Raw genomic sequence first — 16,899 nt, forward strand, 5'->3', positions numbered from 1 at the left:
TTTTGCATCTCTAAATCATTTTCTCATGCCTTCAGCCACAATGGTCTAAAGCCAAACTGAATCGTTATATTTATTTTTGTATATCGATTATTTCTGTACTTCCCATGCAGGAACAAAGTAGCCGTTGAATTCATCCTGGAATATCTGCTTTGTTGTTTCTGACTGGAATAATTCTACAATTCTCTTGTAAACGGCATCGTCTGCGTCACTGCTGCGAACAGCCATCAGGCAGAAATAGCTGTCGTCATCGTAATCTTTTTCTTCAAAAATAGCTGTGCTCGGATCAATACCATAATCCAATGCATAGTTACCATTGACAACGGCTGCTGTCACATCCGGCAATACAGATGGGATATCTGCTGCGCCCATTTCCTTGATTTCAATTTTTACATTATATGTATCGATATCCGCAACCGTCGGATTAGCGCCTGCTTCTGCTTTCAGTGTGATCAGCCCTGCGGATGCCAGTACTTTCAGTGCACGGCCGCCGTTGGATGCATCATCCGGAATAGCAATAACGTCACCATCTTTGATTTCATCTACAGATTTTACCTTATCAGAATAAAGATTCATGGCAATGATAAATGTATCTGCAATTGGTGTAATATCATAACCATTCTTTTCCACATCATTGTTGAAATATGCGTGATGCTGGAAAGCGTTGATGTCAATTTCACCGGCATTTAAGGCTTCATTCGGCAAGGAATAATCAGAAAACTGAACATATTCCAAATCAATGCCCTCTTTTGCCAGTTCTTCTTTGATTGGATTCCAGATATCTTCATAGATAACGCCAGTTAATCCCAGTTTAACCACTCGTGTCTCACCTGAAACTGCTGTTTCGCTTCCTGCTGCCTCTGAACCTGCTGTTTCGGATGCTTTTGTTGTCTCAGCAGCCGCATCTGTGCTGCCTGTTGTTTCCTTTTCTGTGGTGTTTCCGCAGCCTGTTAATGCGCCAAGTGCCAGTGCGGCTGTTAATGCAAGTGCAATAATACCTTTCTTTTTCATGTCGTTTTCCTCCTAATGCATTGTGGTAAAAATTTAATGTGTATTTTTTTTCGCTATATAATTGCCGATGAGCTGTACCACCGTAACAATGATAACCAGCACAACCACTGTTGTATAAGTGATATCCGGCATGTTTCTCTGATGACCATACATAATGGCAAAGTTGCCCAGACCGCCTGCGCCGATGGCTCCGGCCATGGCTGTCAGACCGATCAGACTGATGATCGTAATCGTTGTACCGCGGGCAATGCCTGCAATACTCTCTTTCAGATACACTCTGAAAATAATATCTTTATTGTCCAGTCCCATGGACTGGGCGGCTTCAATCAAACCCGGATCCACATCCGCCAACGCTGATTCAATCTGTCTTGTAAAAAACGGTGCGCATCCAAATACCAGAGGCACAATGACACCTTTGACACCGATGGCCGTTCCCATGATCAGACGGCTAATGGGTACCAGGCAAGCCAGCAGGATAATAAAGGGTACAGATCTGAAAAGGTTGACCACCTTATCGATAATCTGATAAACCAGCGGATGTTCCAGAATATTTCCCGGCTTCGTTACCGTAATCAGAACTCCCAGAAATAAACCAACCACAAATGATATAGCTCCTGACCAGCCCACCATGATAAAGGTTTCCTGAATGCTCTTGATAAAAACATCCGGCCTGTCCATGACATTCGGCAGCCATTGATTAAGCAGTTCGACCATCCAGAATCACCTCCACTCCTACATTCTTGTCCTTCAGGTATTGAATTGCCTGATTGATATTGTCCGATGTTCCCTGGGCAATAACCACCAGACCGCCGATTGGATTTTCACCAATCAATTCGATACTTCCGAAAATAATATTTAAATCCAGATCAAATTTTCTTGATAACTGTGAAACAAGGGCTTCCGACACATTTCGCTCCAGATATCTGAAACGCAAAATAGCCTCTCCCGGTTTTAACTCCACCACAGGGCTCTTGGTCTCCACCAATTCATAAATCCGGGACATATTGGATGTGTTCTCAACGAACTCTCTTGTAATCTGCTCCTTTGGATTGGCGAAAATATCAAATACTGTTCCTGTCTCAACAACACGACCATCTTTCATAACCGCTACCCGATCACAAATGTCTTTAATAACCTGCATCTCATGGGTAATCACCACAATGGTGATGCCCAGCTCTCTGTTGACTTTCTTCAAAAGGTCAAGAATCGCTCTTGTTGTTCTCGGATCCAGCGCACTGGTGGACTCATCGCTGAGAATAATCTCCGGATCATTAGCCAGAGCTCTGGCAATAGCCACACGCTGCTTCTGTCCGCCGGATAACTGTGACGGATACGCTGAAGCCTTCTCCTCCAGTTCTACCAGTTTCAGCAAATCACGGACTTTCTTATCCTTTTGTTCCTTTGTCAGATTGCTGCCCTTTAACGGAAATGATACATTATCATAAACCGTTCTGGAAGCAAAGAGATTAAACTGCTGGAAAATCATACCGATTTTCTTGCGGTGCTGTCTCAGTTCTGCCGGTGACATGGCAGTCAGTTCCTCGTCACCGATAAAGACTTTTCCTGAAGTCGGCCGCTCCAGCAAATTAATACATCGAACTAATGTGGATTTGCCGGCACCGGAGAAACCGATGATGCCGAATATCTCGCCTTTCTCAATCTCAAGACTCACATCATTCACTGCTGCAAACTCCCGCCCATCATTATGGAAAACGCGGGAAACATGTTCAAATCTGATCAACTGACTCACTTCTTTTCTATACTGAAATTTTATTCGTTTCTAAAGAACTATGAGAATTCATATTCTCCCGTTACCTTAGCGATTTAGTAGGAATTATATGGTATATTTTTCTAATTGTCAATACGCATTTATAAATTCCCAGTGTTTTACTATGCTTTTGTTTATTTTATATACATTATTTCAGATTTTGTCGAATAATTAAGCATTATTCTGGTAAATGTTTGGAAATATCCGGAAATTATATTGCTATTTATGCCATAAACATGTATAATATTATATATAATCATTATGTACTTTGTACAATAATGCGTCATTTCTTTATTGTGATAATGTGTCAACCGATTATCTTAAAGGGGGTTTTTTTATGGAACTGAAAAAGCTGATCTACACTGTTAACGAAGATGGTATCGCTGTGATCACAATGAACTACATGAAGAATCTGAACGCCATCGATGAGCAGATGGCTGATGAACTGATGTATGTAGTGGATGCTGCTGAGAAGGACCCGAATGTAAAAGTTGTTGTATTAAAAGGTACAGACCGTGCATTTTCCGCCGGCGGTGATATCGGTTATTTCTATGAACTGATTCAGGCAGGCGGCGAAGTGAATATGGATGGCCTGATCAGCAAGGTCGGTGTGGTTGCAGATGGCCTGAAACGCATGAGCAAGATGGTCATCACTTCTGTTTGCGGTGCAGCAGCCGGTGCCGGTGTCAGCCTCGCTCTCGGCGGTGATTTTATGATTTGTGCTGACAATGCCAAATTCATTCTGGCCTTTGTCAATATCGGTCTTGTTCCTGACACAGGTGCAACTTATCTTCTGACGAAGAGCCTCGGTACCGCACGCACAATGGAGCTGGCTGCTACTGGTCGCCCAGTCAGTGCAGAGGAAGCGAAAGAACTCGGATTGGCTTACAAGGTTGTTGCCAAAGAAGAGTTGGATGAAGCAACCATGAAGTTTGCAAGGAAACTGGCTGCTGGTCCTCTTCTTTCCTATAAGAATATTAAGAAACAGATTTATGACGCTGCTTATTCCGATTACAAGCAGTGGCTTGCTGAAACTGAAATCCCGACACAGCGCGAATGTGCTGCATCCATGGATTTCCAGGAAGGCTGCAAAGCATTTATGGAAAAACGCAAAGCCCATTTTGAAGGCAAATAAAATTTCAAAAACAGTCTTAAAAATGCAAGCATTTTACACCTGTTTTTTGAAATTTTGCTTGGCTCTGAACAGTTACATTTTATTTAAGAAAGGTGGTTGTCAAATTGCTGTCTAAAGTTGTAAGCAAAGAAGAAGCCCTTACCAAAATCCATGACGGCCAGACTATTATGTTTGGTGACTGGCACGGTGAATTTGCCGCTGATGAGATTATCGACGGTATGCTTGAGAAAGGTATCAAAGATATCCATGCTATTGCTGTTTCTGCTGGTATGCCGGATCAGGGTGTCGGTAAGCTGATCCGTGAAAAACGCGTGAAATCGCTTGTAACAACACATATTGCTCTCAATCCACTTGCCCGCGATCAGATGTTTGCAGGCGAACTGGATATCGAGTTCTGCCCACAGGGTACATGGTCCGAACGTATCCGCTGCGGTGGCGCCGGCCTTGGCGGCTGCCTGACACCTACCGGTGTCGGCACAGAAGTTGAGAACGGCAAGCAGAAACTGACGATCAATGGTAAGGAATATCTCCTTGAGATGCCACTTCATGCAGATGTTTCCCTGATCAAGGCAACCAAAGCAGATACAGCCGGCAATCTCTATTTCCATCTGAATTCCAGAGCTACCAACAGCACAATGGCTTTCGCCGGTGATTTTGTCATTGCCGAAGTAGAAGAAATCGTAGAAGTCGGTGAACTCGGACCTGAAGAGATTCACGTACCTGCACCTATTGTTGATATGGTCTATGTGCGCACAGGCGAGAAACGCCCACTGTGTCCAATGTGGCAGCGTGCAAAGGCTAAGGCAGAAGCCAAAGCAAAAGAAAAGGCAGAAGGAGGGAATAAGTAATGGCAGAATTAACCGGACGCGCACTCATTGCATCCCGCTGCGCGAAATTCTTTAAAAATGGTGATTTTGTAAATCTTGGTATCGGTGTTCCTCTGATGTGTGTGAACTATCTTCCTGAAGGCGTAGAGCTCTGGCTTGAAGCCGAGATCGGAACGGTCGGAAGTGGTCCTTCTCCAAGCTGGGACGACGTTGACATCGACTGTATCGATGCCGGTGGTCAACCTGCTTCCATCATTCCTGGGGGAAGCGTTTATGATAACGAAACTTCCTTTATGTTCATCCGCGGCGGTCACATTGACGCAGCTGTTCTTGGTACATTGCAGGTCGATCAGGAAGGCAGCATTGCCAACTGGACGATTCCTGGCAAACTTGTTCCTGGTATGGGCGGTGCCATGGATCTCTGTGCCGGTGTCAAGAAGATTATCGTTGCAACTGATCACTGCGAGAAGAACGGTCAGTCCAAGATTCTTAAGAAATGTACACTGCCTCTGACAGGCTATCAGTGCGTCACAGATATCGTTACTGAAAGATGTTATTTTGAAGTCACACCGGAAGGTCTCGTTCTCCGCGAAGTTGCGCCGGGATATACAGTCGAAGATATTCTGGCATGTACAGATGCTGACGTCATCGTTCCTGATGAAGTTGGTGTGATGCAATAAATTTATAGTCGTTTAAAAAGGTATTGACCGACATTCATACCCCCGCTGCCCACCGGACAGCGGGGGTATTGTATTTAGAAAATGTCAGCCAATACCTTTTTCAATTCTTCGGCAAAAATCTGATGCCCCTTTGCCGTCATATGTACCCCGTCAGCCCCCAGTTCGACAGGCCAGACAGATGCATTAACAAAATGAAGATGAAGTTTCTCTGCAATATCCGCATAATAATCCCCAAGCTCACGACAGGCCTCATCCAAACCGGTGGATGACGGCGCCATCTCACCAAGAGCCGTAGACGGTGGCGCAATTAAAAGCACCTGTTCCGGTCTGCAGACCATTGGCTGTACCTGAAGAAATTCTGTCAGGAACTGTTCCATCCGCACGGCCACCCTGGCACTGCCGGAGCGAACCATGGTCAGCAGATCATTGGTTCCCAACATCACTGTCAGCAGATCGAAATCACCCTCCCGGCGCAGAATCTCCGTCAATTCATTCAGTTCCCATTGATCCGACGGAATCTCCCGTCCGTTCTCCCCCAGATTCACAACGTCATATAAACCAGAATTCTGAAGGATGCCAGTCCATCGGATATCTGCGTGATGCCGTCCGCCGACAAAACCGCAGGCACCATAAGTATTGGAGTCACCGTAACATATGATTTTATAAGCCATCCTGCTTCCTCCTATTCCTTTTGGTCATTATAAGTATCAAGGAAATGATGAACCTGTCCGTTCTGCTTATAGGCAATAATCGTGCTGAGATTGACATTTTCCACACTCTTGAAAATATTGCCCTCTACAAAAGGGTTCACTTTCTTCAGTTCACTGATTAACTGCTTAATCTCCATGCGCTTGGAGGCCGATGTGCCATCCGGACGACAGGAACTACAGGTGTCTGTAAAGCGGCAGGCGCACTGGATAAAATGCAGACCGTTTAAATCACGCCACTGCTTAATATCCTCCTCACGAATTAAATACATCGGACGAATCAGTTCCATACCCTCAAAATTACTGCTGTGCAGCTTCGGCATCATGGTCTGTACCTGAGCACCATAAAGCATCCCCATCAAAATGGTCTCAATGACATCGTCATAATGATGCCCCAATGCAATCTTATTGCACCCAAGTTCTTTTGCCTTATTATACAGATGGCCGCGGCGCATTCTTGCACACAGATAGCATGGGGACTTTTGGATATCATATACTGCTTCAAAAATCTGGGATTCAAAAACTGTAATCGGCACACCCATAATCCGGGCATTATTCTCTATTAACTTTCGATTAACTTCACTGTATCCCGGGTCCATCACAAGGAACACCAGCTCAAATGGAAATTTGTTGTGGCGTTTCAATTCCTGGAATAATTTCGCCATCAGCATGGAATCCTTGCCGCCTGAAATACAGACCGCGATCTTGTCCCCCGGCTGTATCAGATCATAGGTATTGATTGCCTTGGCAAACTTGCTGAACAGTGCTTTGTGAAAACGGCCTTTACGGAGACTCTTCTCAATCTCCTCCTGCTTGTCATCACCGCCAAAACTTGCCATCAGCCATGCACTGTAACCGCCCGACAGACTCACGGCATCATAATCCAGTTCGCGCAGTTTCGGCACCAGCCTCGCACTGTTCATGCCTTTCATGCAATATAATATATATTTCTTATCCTTTGCCAACTTTCCGGCTTCAGCCTGCTCAACAATATCCGGCATACTGACTGCGCCCGGAATGGCCCCATAGCCAAAAGAAATGGCATCCCTGACATCCACCAGCAGATAAGTCCCCACCGCCAGATCAGAAAGCCCTTTAATCGTTATCTCTGTTGCTTCGCTCATTCTTTATCTCTCCATATCATTTTCATTTATACCGTTTTGTATCTATTGTACCAGTCCCCGGGCATAAAAAAAAGCCCTTTCTTCTGTAAATGAACTGAGACAATCTCCCCCATCGTCAGATGTATCTATTTGCTTTTTTCTCATTAACTTGCTATGATAAGTAAAGTACATTTGGAAGGAAATAGAGAAATGAAGAAATATATAAAATACGCTTTTTCCAGGACCCTTCCCGTCCTATTCGGCTATATTTTTCTCGGTATCGCTTTCGGTATTGTGCTTCAGCAGGCCGGTTTTAATTTTATATGGGCTTTTTGCATCAGTCTTTTTCTTTATGCCGGCTCCATGCAGTTTGTCCTTGTGCCGCTGCTGGCTTCAGCCGCTTCGCCCCTGACCGTCGCCGTCACGACACTTTTCGTCAACAGCCGCCATGTTTTTTACGGTCTGTCGTTTATTGAATCCTTCAAAAAAATGAAGACGCAGCTCTACATGATTTTTTCTCTGTCGGATGAAACTTATTCCGTCCTCTGCAGCTGCAAAAACGAAGATCCGGAGGAAAAGAACCGACCAGCCTGGTTTCTCATCAACCTGTTTGACCAAAGCTACTGGATCATCGGTTCTGTCATCGGCGCTGTGCTTGGTCAGGTACTGCCATTTGACTTTACCGGTATTGATTTTTCCATGACCGCACTATTTGTTGTCATTCTGTTGGACCAGGTGCTGGCCCATCCTAAAGCCGCCGGCCGCTGCGCCGTTACAGGGCTTCTGGCAGGCATTATCTGTCTGTTCATTTTCGGCTCAGGCAATTTCCTGCTGCCGGCACTGATCATCACCGTTTTATTTGTCACAGCCTTTGCACAGGCCGAAAGAAGAAAGGAGCTGCCGTAATGAATACAGGACATTCCATTTTGCTGATCGCCATCGCATCCGGTATCACCTTTCTGATCCGCGCATTTCCGTTTCTGGTATTTAAAAAGCGGCAGATGCCGGCTTTCCTTAAAGAAATCGCCGACAAACTGCCGCCTGCTATTATTGCTGTCCTGGTTATCTACTGCCTGAAGGGTCCACTGACTGTCCTCGACACCGAAACCATTGCCGCCGCCATCGCCATTGCAGGTGTTGTCATCCTCCATCTCTGGAAACGCAATACGCTGTTAAGCGTGGCCGCCGGAACTGTTCTGTATATGATTTTTATTCGATGCCTTCCATAATGCGTCTTGCCACAAATACGCCGCTGGCTGATGCATGGGACAGTGAGTGTGTCACACCGCTGCCATCGCCAATGATATACAGCCCTTTATGCCGTGTCTCAAGATTCTCATCAATAGAGACTTCCATATTGTAGAACTTAACTTCCACGCCATAAAGCAGCGTATCTGCATTAGCTGTACCCGGAGCGATCTTGTCCAGTGCATAGATCATCTCAATGATACCATCAAGGATTCGCTTCGGAAGGACAAGGCTCAAATCTCCCGGTGTAGCCGACAATGTCGGTACCACAAGACTCTCTCTGATACGTTTTTCTGTACTTCTTCTTCCCCGAATCAAATCACCGAAACGCTGTACGATCACACCGCCGCCCAACATATTGGAGAGGCGGGCAATACTTTCACCGTAACCGTTGCTGTCTTTAAATGGCTCTGAGAAATGTTTGGCCACAAGAAGCGCAAAATTCGTATTCTCTGTTTGAAGTTCCGGATTTTCATAGCTGTGACCATTCACTGTGACAATACCGTTGGTATTTTCCGCTACAACTGCGCCCTTCGGGTTCATACAGAAGGTACGTACCAGGTCTTCGAATTTCTCTGTTCTGTATACAATCTTACTCTCATAGAGTTCATCCGTCAAATCCGAAAATACAACGGCAGGCAATTCAACACGGACACCAATATCCACACGATTGGATTTCGTTGGAATATCCATCTCCCGACAAACGGTCTCCATCCACTTACTGCCGCTTCGTCCAACGGAAATAATGCACTGTTTGCAAAAATAGCTCTCATCCGAAGTATGAACGCCATAGCCCTCGCCTTCTTTTGTCACATGCTCCACAGCACAGTTGAAAAAGAAATCCACTCTGTCTTTCAGCTCCGCAAAAAGCTGCTCCAACACAATATAATTCACATCCGTGCCAAGGTGTCTGACCGAAGCATCCAGCAGATGCAGGTTATTCTGGATGCAAATCTTCTTAAACTTTGTATCGCCGGTTGAGTACATCCGGGTGCCTTCGCCGCCATGGCTCATATTGATATCATCTACATACCTCATCAGTTCCATGGCTTTCTTCTTGCCAATGTATTCATGCAGTGTTCCGCCGAATTCATTGGTAATGTTGTATTTACCATCGGAAAATGCACCGGCTCCGCCAAAACCGCTCATAATGGCACAGGAAGGACATCCTACACAGTTCTTGACAGTATCCCCATTAATCGGACATTTTCTCCTCTCAAGTTCTCTGCCCTTCTCAAAAACGGCAATCTTCAATTCCGATTTCTTCATGGCCATTTCCCAGGCTGAATAAATACCGCCAGGACCTGCGCCGATAATAATCACATCATATTGTTTCATTCTTATAAATCCCCTCTTCCCATGACGCATTCAACCATTCAATTACCTGCGCTTTTCCCTCTTCACTAAAAGGAAAAAGCTGTGTTGTCTTAAGGGCATCCTGTGTCTTTTCATAAGCAAAGGGCTCTGGCCAGATTACTGCCAAAAGCCCTTCCTCCTTCAGGATATTGCCCTCTTCGTCTTTTGCTTCTTTTTGTTTGATGATACGGTATCGCATTCCCTGATAACTTCCCGTAAAAGGGTTGCCATAGTTATAAAAATTCAGGGATAAAATATCATCAGATGTAATCATCTGCCCACCATCCTTTTGATTCTCTGACAAAGTATCTCACTTCCAAAATGTATGGCATTTCGGAAGTGAGTTTTGAACAGTTATTTAACAAGGCTCCAACGCTGAGCTTTACCCATATTATAATTCCAAATTTCGATATTCTTGCCATTCGCCGGAACACCGCTGTATAAATCCAGGCAGCTTGTCGATGAGCATTTCGGAACCAGATAATAGCTTCCTGTGCCATCCGGAAGTACCTGCCACTGCGTTGCTGATGAAGACAATTCTACATTAGAACCGGATGCCGAACCCTGTCCTTTTACAGAAAGATACAGGCCGGAACCTTGGTTCTTAATTGTGTAGTAACCATTGCTCTGATAGGTGAACTTAAATCGTCTGAAAGCAACATTTCTATTTGCCCACAAAAGAAGATTCGTCCCCGACGTTTTTCCGTCACGATCAACCGAAATGGCATAATTCTTATTCTGAGCCAGAACCAGTCGATAGGTACCATTAGAAACAGTTCTGCCATTGCTCTTCACCATAAAAATCCGGTTAATCAATGTATAGGTGCCAGTGGTTGTCTTTACGGTTACCTTATAACGATAGGCACCTGCCGGCAATGAGCCGAACTTAATGCTTGTATCAAGATTCTTCAGATTATAGGCTTTTGCATTTGTCTGAGCTGTCTTTCCAATCTTCATTCTGCCATTCGTATCGTAAGCACCAACTGTCACAGATGTGATTTTCTCTCTTGATGAAACTGTGCCCCGAATGCTGAATGACGATCCCTGCTGCATATTGCCCGGTATAGTCTGACCGCTGATGGACGGCTTAGCTGATGAACTGATCAGATACCAGCGCTGTGATCCTCGCATATTGTAATTCCAAAGGTCTATATTCTTGCCATTATCAGGTATACCTGTATACAGATCCAAACAGCTTGTGTACGAACAGTTCGGAACAATATAATAACCGCCTGCACCATCAGGCAGCACCTGCCATAAGGTTGCTGATGAAGATTGTTCTACATTGGTTCCCGATGAACCTCTCTGCCCTGCTGCTGAGAGATATAACCCAGAGCCCATATTCTTAATCTTATAATAACCATTTCCCTGATAAGTAAACTGGAACTGTCGATATGGAATTTCTAAGCGATTCCAGAGCAAAATATTTGTGCCTGATGTATTTCTGTTGTTATCAACAGAAAGTACCTTATTCTGGTTCTTTGCTGATGCAATCAGATAAGTACCATCCTGAATCGTCGGGGAGTTACTGCATACAGAGAAAACCTTATCCAGCATTTGATGCTCTCCCTCTGAATCCTGAACAATTACTTTATAATGATACATACCACCAGAAAGGCCTCTAATCTTCACTGATGCATCTAATGCTGAAAGATCGTATGTATAAGTTCCCGGATAAGCAGTTCCGCCTGTTACCTGATGATTATTTCTATCATAAACACCGACTGTAACCGCATCCAACTTCAATCCAGAGGAAACTCTTCCCTCAACAAAAAATCCCTCTCCGGCTTCCATGCACTGAGGAGCTGTATAGTTGTCTAAAGTCACTTCATAGTTGTCAGCATCTTCATACCAGAAATCGCCATCTACGGATCCAGGGATGCCATCTACAGTCGTCTGTGAACTATACTGCCAGAAGTCATAATCCCCCGTATATCCGGTCTGATATGTATAATGTGCCAGCCAAATCGGATACTTCTCGCTGATAGCAGATGCATTCAGATTATTCTCCAGCATCCCTTTGTTCGCATAGACCATCGGTATATAGCCTTTCTGACTTGCATAATCACAGAACGCAAGACATACATTCGTAGCTGCCTGACGGGATAAATTCGCATTGTAAAGTCGTCCTGTTAAAGCGCCATAGCTTTCAGCATATTCATAATCCAAAACCATCGGCAGATCGATCTGATGCCCCTGCAGCCATCCGATCACCCAGTCCACTTCCTGCCTTGCCTCATCCGGTGTAATGGCCTGGGAATAAATGTACACACCAACTCTGATGCCCTGGGCCTGTGCTCCCTCAATATTCTTAATCAAGTACGGATCCTTGCCCGGATTGCCGTCACTTCCCCATCCTCTGTATCCGGCACGGATAATAGCAAATTCAACCCCATCGTCCTTTGCCTTCGCCCAGTCAATATCTTCCTGATAACTGGATACATCCACACCATATCTTACAACACAGTCTGAGAATCTGGAATTATGTCTATACTCATCCGGTACTGCACTCATTGTTGCAACACCATACTGTTTCTTCATTTCCTTCCAATACTGCGGATCATCTGCATACTGCGGGTCTACTTCCGGTTCATCCTCCGTCTCATCCATAGTCTCTGTCTCAGATGCCTTTGATGTATCTGACGTCGCTTTTGTATCGGAAGCCTTCTCTGTTGATACAACAGAAGCACTTTCTGTCTCAACAACTGTTTCTGTCTCCGTTTCTGCGGCATCCTCCGTACTGTCAGCGACATCTACCACAACAGCCTGCTGTCCGCTCAGATTGTCCGCTGTTCCCGCATCTGCAAAAGCTGATAATGTCGACGGCATCATCAACGCTATGACACATATTGCAGATATAAACTTTTTCATTTTCCTCTACTCCTTTGTTGTCTCTATATCTGTCATTATCATTTCCTATTCTAGCTTACCAGTTGCTCCATCTAAATGCAACCTCTTTTCACAGATATATGGCTATTTTTCATAATTCTTCATGATTTTAATCGTTGCTATTTACTATGCAAAATGTTATAATCATACTAACGCTTAAATCTACGGTACCTGTCTGCAATACGGCAGATGCTGTCGGCTGTGTGCAGAATATCACGGGAACCAGGAATGCTTTTATTCCTACCACTTACATACAACATTCCATTGATTCTCTGTACATTCTGCCGGACGGATATAATGAATGATCATAGGCCGGTTTATGGCAGGCTCCGCAGATTTCCGTGTTTTACAAACAATCTGAAAATGACCCGTATACCGTGATTTCCACAGCATACGGGTCACTTTTATTTACGCGAGCAATGAGCCAAAGCCCATGCTTGCATGAGGCCTTGGCGACTGTCGCGATAATCATAAGAAACTCGCGAAGCGTGTTTCTTATGATTTCAAGACTCGCTCGCATATCCTAATACGGAATTCGTTTCTGCTTACAGACATCCTTCCTGTATTCAGGTCAGATTTTCATGCATCAGATAGATCATTCCGCCGATCAGTCCGCCAAAGACACCTGCATAGGCTGTGATCAGAAGGATATTCATCTGATATAATGTCTTTGGTATCTCCAGGATATCGCATCCAATCTGACAAATCAGCCATGTCAGATCACACCAGAGCAATGTATGCACCAGCAGGAACAAGCTGACAGGACGCACATGTTTTCTCAGTGCCAGAATATTCAGTTCATACCACATACGCTTCATCATCATTCTCTCCCGCCTTTCTTTTATCCCTCCTGCAATCTCATTGCACAGCTTAATTATCTGCCTCATCTACATGCTTGCCTGTAATAGAATAAATCACCCATTCAGCAATATTGGTGGCATGATCACCGATACGTTCAAAGTATTTAGCCACCATCAACAGATCCGCCGCCTCAAAACTCTTCACATGATTATCCTGGATACGCTTAACCAGTGCCATTTTAATCTGATCAAAGAGATCATCTACCACATCATCATTATCAATAACATTGTGGGCTACATCCAGGTCTTTTGTTACATATGCCTCTGTACCACGGACAACCATCATCATTGTCTCATTGGCCATTTTCTGAATCAGTGATATTTCATCAATATCAGATACATCTCCCAGCTGCAGCGATAACTCCGCAATATCCGAGGCCTGATCCCCGATTCGCTCCATATCTGTGATCATCTTCAATGCTGAGGAAATCTGTCTCAAATCTCTTGCCACCGGCTGCTGCTGAAGCAGAAGTTTCATACACAGTGCTTCAATATCGCGTTCCATGTGATCAATATCCATATCATAATCAATGGTCTGCTTTGCTTTATCCGTATCGTGACCAATCAGGGCATAAACACCCATTTCGATGGCTCTCTCAATCATATTGCCCATCTCAATAATGTCGTCATTAAGCTGCTTTAACTGTAAATCGAAACGATTGCGCATTAGCCAAACCTCCCTGTGATATAATCTTCTGTTCTCTTATCTCTCGGCATAGAGAAGAGTTCTTCTGTTTTGCCGTCTTCAATCACTTCACCCAACAGGAAAAAGACGGTTCTGTCTGAAACACGGGTCGCCTGCTGCATATTATGAGTGACCATGATGATGGTATAATCTTTTTTCAATTCCAAAACCAGATCTTCAATCTTTGAAGTTGAGATTGGGTCCAAAGCAGACGTCGGCTCATCCATCAGGATGACATCCGGCTGCACAGCCAATGCTCTTGCAATGCAAAGTCTCTGCTGCTGACCACCAGAAAGTCCAAGGGCACTCTTATTTAATCTGTCCTTTAATTCATCCCAGATTGCGGCTCCTCTCAGTGAGCGTTCTACAATTTCGTCCAATTGGGATTTTTTGTGGATACCATGAGTTCTCGGTCCATATGTAATATTGTCATAAACACTCATCGGAAAAGGATTCGGTTTCTGAAAAACCATACCTACTTTTTTTCTCAGCACATTGACGTCCATATTCGATCCGTAAATGTCCTCACCGTCCAACGTCACTTTACCGGTAATCTTGCATCCCTCCACCAGATCATTCATACGATTCAGTGATTTTAAAAATGTTGATTTACCGCAGCCGGACGGTCCGATAAATGCGGTGATCTCGTTGGCCGGAAGCTTCAGGTTGATATCCTTGAGCGCCTTGAAATCACCATAATATAAATCAAGATGTTCTACATTAAATTTATCCATATCTATTCCTTTCTCTTTCTTCTAGGCCTTCGTAAATTTCTTGGCGATCAGTGTAGATAATCCATTGATAATGATAACAACCACCAGCAGCACAACCGCCGTTGCATAAGCCTGATCCGTATGCAGTCCTTCACCGGATAACACATACATATGAACCGCCAGTGTTCGTCCGGATGACATCAGGTTTTTTGCAATATCCGGTACAGTTCCGGCTGTAAAGATTAAAGCTGCTGTCTCACCTACAATACGACCAATAGCCAGAATAATACCTGCCAGTATACCCGGAATTGCTGACGGCAGAACAATTCTAAAAACCGTTCTCAATTTACCGGCTCCCAGTCCATAACTGCCTTCACGGAATGAATCCGGCACTGACAAAAGGGCTTCCTGCGTCGTACGCATAATAGAAGGCAAAATCATAATGGAGAGAGTAAATGCACCGGCCAGTATAGAATATTTCCAATGGCAATAGGTAACGAAAAACAGCATACCGAAAAGGCCATAGACAATAGAAGGAATACCTGCCAGTGTTTCCGTTGTCACACTGACAACACCTACCAGTTTATTTCCTTTTTTAGCATATTCAACCATATAAATAGCTGAGAAAATACCAAGCGGTACTGCGATCAGAAGAGCCAGAATCGTCATAATCAGCGTATTAATGATCGCCGGAATCATAGACACATTTTCTGATGTGTAAGTCAATGAGAACAGGTCTGGACTGAGATTTGGGACGCCCTTAATCAAAATATAAAATATCAGGTAACCCAGCACGCCAATCGTAATAATCGCTGAAAGTAAAACAAGTACTGCCAGAAGGAAAGATAATTTGCTTCTTTTATAAGCTTTCAGGCGCTGTCCAAAAGTGACTTTATTAATTGCTTTAACGCCGTCTACTTCACTCATTATTTCTCCCTCCTTTTAATAACTGAGAACAACAGATTGATCAGAAGAATAAATACAAATAATACAACACCTGTCGCAATCAATGCTTCTCTGTGAATACCTGTTGCATACCCCATTTCAATGACAACATTGGCTGTCATGGTTCGTACACCCTTAAATATACTGTGCGCCATCACCGGCTGATTACCTGCTACCATGATAACCGCCATTGTTTCACCGATCGCACGTCCAATACCAAGTACAACGCCGGCCAGAATGCCGGATTTAGCAGCCGGAAGCACCGCAAAGAATACACTTCTTTCATGATCTGCTCCCAATGCCAGAGATCCTTCATAATAACTGTTCGGCACTGCACGAATCGCGGATTCAGAAACACCGATAATGGTGGGAAGTATCATAATGCCTAACAGAATGGATGCTGCCAGCATAGAATTACCTTTGCAGTTAAATGCCGCAAATGTATTTCGGAGCAGTGGCACCAAAACTTCCATACCAAAGAAACCATAAACAATCGATGGGATACCCGCCAGAAGTTCTACTGCCGGCTTCAAAATTTTATACAGGCTGCCCGGGCAAAACCTTGCCATGAAAACAGCCATAAATATACCAATTGGAACACCAATGATAATGGCCCCTGCTGTAACATAAATACTGCCGAGAATCATCGGTAAAATACCAAATAAGTTATTGCTTGGTTTCCAGACAGTTCCTCCAAGGAAATTCAGCGGTCCAATCTTACCAATGGCCGGAATACCACTTGAGAAGAGGAAAACACAGATCAGTAAAACTGCCAGAATAGAAACACAGGCCGCCACCAGAAAAACGATTTCCATTACTTTTTCTTTAACTTTCATAAATACTCCTGCATCCATCGAGTAGGAGAAAATTCCTCTTGATGAGGAATTTTCGACCTCTCACACCACCGTGCGTACCGTTCGGTACACGGCGGTTCAATCAACTTAACATGTAACACACCTTTCAGTGTAATAATCT

Annotated in this window: 18 protein-coding genes; 5 read left to right on the forward strand and 13 right to left on the reverse strand. The window is 44.3% G+C overall.

The features are described from left to right. Window positions 1-87 precede the first annotated feature (87 nt). From NBH03_RS12925 to NBH03_RS12935, 3 genes are read right to left on the reverse strand one after another with little or no spacing between them, the layout of a single operon-like run. Window positions 88-1,008: a MetQ/NlpA family ABC transporter substrate-binding protein gene (locus NBH03_RS12925; RefSeq protein ID WP_250799824.1), complete on the reverse strand. Its 921-nt coding sequence runs from the start codon at window positions 1,006-1,008 to the stop codon at window positions 88-90. A 33-nt stretch (window positions 1,009-1,041) separates the two neighbouring features. Further along, on the reverse strand, window positions 1,042-1,722 hold the full coding sequence (locus tag NBH03_RS12930) for a methionine ABC transporter permease (RefSeq protein WP_250799825.1): 681 nt from the start codon (window positions 1,720-1,722) through the stop codon (window positions 1,042-1,044). Continuing rightward, a complete protein-coding gene (locus tag NBH03_RS12935; RefSeq protein ID WP_227082263.1) occupies window positions 1,706-2,749 on the reverse strand; it encodes a methionine ABC transporter ATP-binding protein in 1,044 nt (347 codons plus the stop codon). The genes NBH03_RS12930 and NBH03_RS12935 overlap by 17 nt, the downstream gene beginning before the upstream one ends. Before the next feature lie 364 nt (window positions 2,750-3,113). Between NBH03_RS12935 and NBH03_RS12940 the strand changes: the two genes are divergently transcribed. The 3 genes from NBH03_RS12940 (at window position 3,114) to NBH03_RS12950 (ending at window position 5,418) form a co-directional block, all read left to right on the forward strand. Beyond that, complete coding sequence (locus NBH03_RS12940; RefSeq protein ID WP_215690023.1) at window positions 3,114-3,911, forward strand: enoyl-CoA hydratase/isomerase family protein; 798 nt, start codon at window positions 3,114-3,116, stop codon at window positions 3,909-3,911. Window positions 3,912-4,015: 104 nt separating this feature from the next. After that, window positions 4,016-4,759 carry a CoA transferase subunit A gene (locus tag NBH03_RS12945; RefSeq protein ID WP_215690024.1) on the forward strand — a complete coding sequence of 248 codons (744 nt, stop codon included), beginning with the start codon at window positions 4,016-4,018 and terminating at the stop codon, window positions 4,757-4,759. Further along, window positions 4,759-5,418: a 3-oxoacid CoA-transferase subunit B gene (locus NBH03_RS12950; RefSeq protein ID WP_117539229.1), complete on the forward strand. Its 660-nt coding sequence runs from the start codon at window positions 4,759-4,761 to the stop codon at window positions 5,416-5,418. The genes NBH03_RS12945 and NBH03_RS12950 overlap by 1 nt, the downstream gene beginning before the upstream one ends. 74 nt (window positions 5,419-5,492) lie before the next feature. Here the strand turns inward: NBH03_RS12950 and NBH03_RS12955 are convergent, their stop codons facing one another. Then, a complete protein-coding gene (locus tag NBH03_RS12955) occupies window positions 5,493-6,089 on the reverse strand; it encodes a GDSL-type esterase/lipase family protein (protein WP_215690025.1) in 597 nt (198 codons plus the stop codon). An 11-nt stretch (window positions 6,090-6,100) separates the two neighbouring features. Beyond that, window positions 6,101-7,249, reverse strand: coding sequence for a PP-loop family protein (locus tag NBH03_RS12960; RefSeq protein WP_250799826.1), 1,149 nt, complete (start codon window positions 7,247-7,249; stop codon window positions 6,101-6,103). Between the two features lie 189 nt (window positions 7,250-7,438). On the opposite strand from NBH03_RS12960, the gene NBH03_RS12965 reads away from it, so the two are divergent. Next, a complete protein-coding gene (locus tag NBH03_RS12965; protein ID WP_250799827.1) occupies window positions 7,439-8,134 on the forward strand; it encodes an AzlC family ABC transporter permease in 696 nt (231 codons plus the stop codon). Beyond that, window positions 8,134-8,457, forward strand: a complete 324-nt coding sequence (locus NBH03_RS12970) for a branched-chain amino acid transporter permease (protein ID WP_250799828.1) — start codon at window positions 8,134-8,136, stop codon at window positions 8,455-8,457. Before NBH03_RS12965 ends, NBH03_RS12970 begins: the two co-directional genes overlap by 1 nt. On the opposite strand, the gene NBH03_RS12975 is transcribed toward NBH03_RS12970, so the two are convergent. From NBH03_RS12975 to pstC, 8 genes are all read right to left on the reverse strand, one after another. Then, window positions 8,438-9,814 carry an NAD(P)/FAD-dependent oxidoreductase gene (locus NBH03_RS12975; RefSeq protein WP_250799829.1) on the reverse strand — a complete coding sequence of 459 codons (1,377 nt, stop codon included), beginning with the start codon at window positions 9,812-9,814 and terminating at the stop codon, window positions 8,438-8,440. The genes NBH03_RS12970 and NBH03_RS12975 overlap by 20 nt on opposite strands. Further along, window positions 9,801-10,106, reverse strand: a complete 306-nt coding sequence (locus tag NBH03_RS12980) for a GNAT family acetyltransferase (protein WP_215690030.1) — start codon at window positions 10,104-10,106, stop codon at window positions 9,801-9,803. Before NBH03_RS12980 ends, NBH03_RS12975 begins: the two co-directional genes overlap by 14 nt. A gap of 80 nt (window positions 10,107-10,186) precedes the next feature. Further along, window positions 10,187-12,703 (reverse strand): RICIN domain-containing protein, encoded by a 2,517-nt coding sequence (locus tag NBH03_RS12985; RefSeq protein WP_250799830.1) that lies wholly within the window; start codon window positions 12,701-12,703, stop codon window positions 10,187-10,189. A 584-nt stretch (window positions 12,704-13,287) separates the two neighbouring features. Continuing rightward, complete coding sequence (locus NBH03_RS12990; protein WP_250799831.1) at window positions 13,288-13,608, reverse strand: hypothetical protein; 321 nt, start codon at window positions 13,606-13,608, stop codon at window positions 13,288-13,290. Continuing rightward, window positions 13,592-14,248: a phosphate signaling complex protein PhoU gene (gene phoU, locus NBH03_RS12995; RefSeq protein ID WP_117539237.1), complete on the reverse strand. Its 657-nt coding sequence runs from the start codon at window positions 14,246-14,248 to the stop codon at window positions 13,592-13,594. The genes NBH03_RS12990 and phoU overlap by 17 nt, the downstream gene beginning before the upstream one ends. Further along, window positions 14,248-15,000 carry a phosphate ABC transporter ATP-binding protein PstB gene (pstB, locus tag NBH03_RS13000; RefSeq protein ID WP_015513235.1) on the reverse strand — a complete coding sequence of 251 codons (753 nt, stop codon included), beginning with the start codon at window positions 14,998-15,000 and terminating at the stop codon, window positions 14,248-14,250. Before pstB ends, phoU begins: the two co-directional genes overlap by 1 nt. Before the next feature lie 21 nt (window positions 15,001-15,021). Continuing rightward, complete coding sequence (pstA, locus tag NBH03_RS13005; RefSeq protein ID WP_215631968.1) at window positions 15,022-15,906, reverse strand: phosphate ABC transporter permease PstA; 885 nt, start codon at window positions 15,904-15,906, stop codon at window positions 15,022-15,024. Continuing rightward, window positions 15,906-16,760: a phosphate ABC transporter permease subunit PstC gene (gene pstC, locus NBH03_RS13010; RefSeq protein WP_250799832.1), complete on the reverse strand. Its 855-nt coding sequence runs from the start codon at window positions 16,758-16,760 to the stop codon at window positions 15,906-15,908. Before pstC ends, pstA begins: the two co-directional genes overlap by 1 nt. Between the last annotated feature and the right edge of the window lie 139 nt (window positions 16,761-16,899).

Source organism: Coprococcus intestinalis (assembly GCF_023656595.1).
Classification (GTDB): Bacteria; Bacillota; Clostridia; order Lachnospirales; family Lachnospiraceae; genus Coprococcus_A; species Coprococcus_A intestinihominis.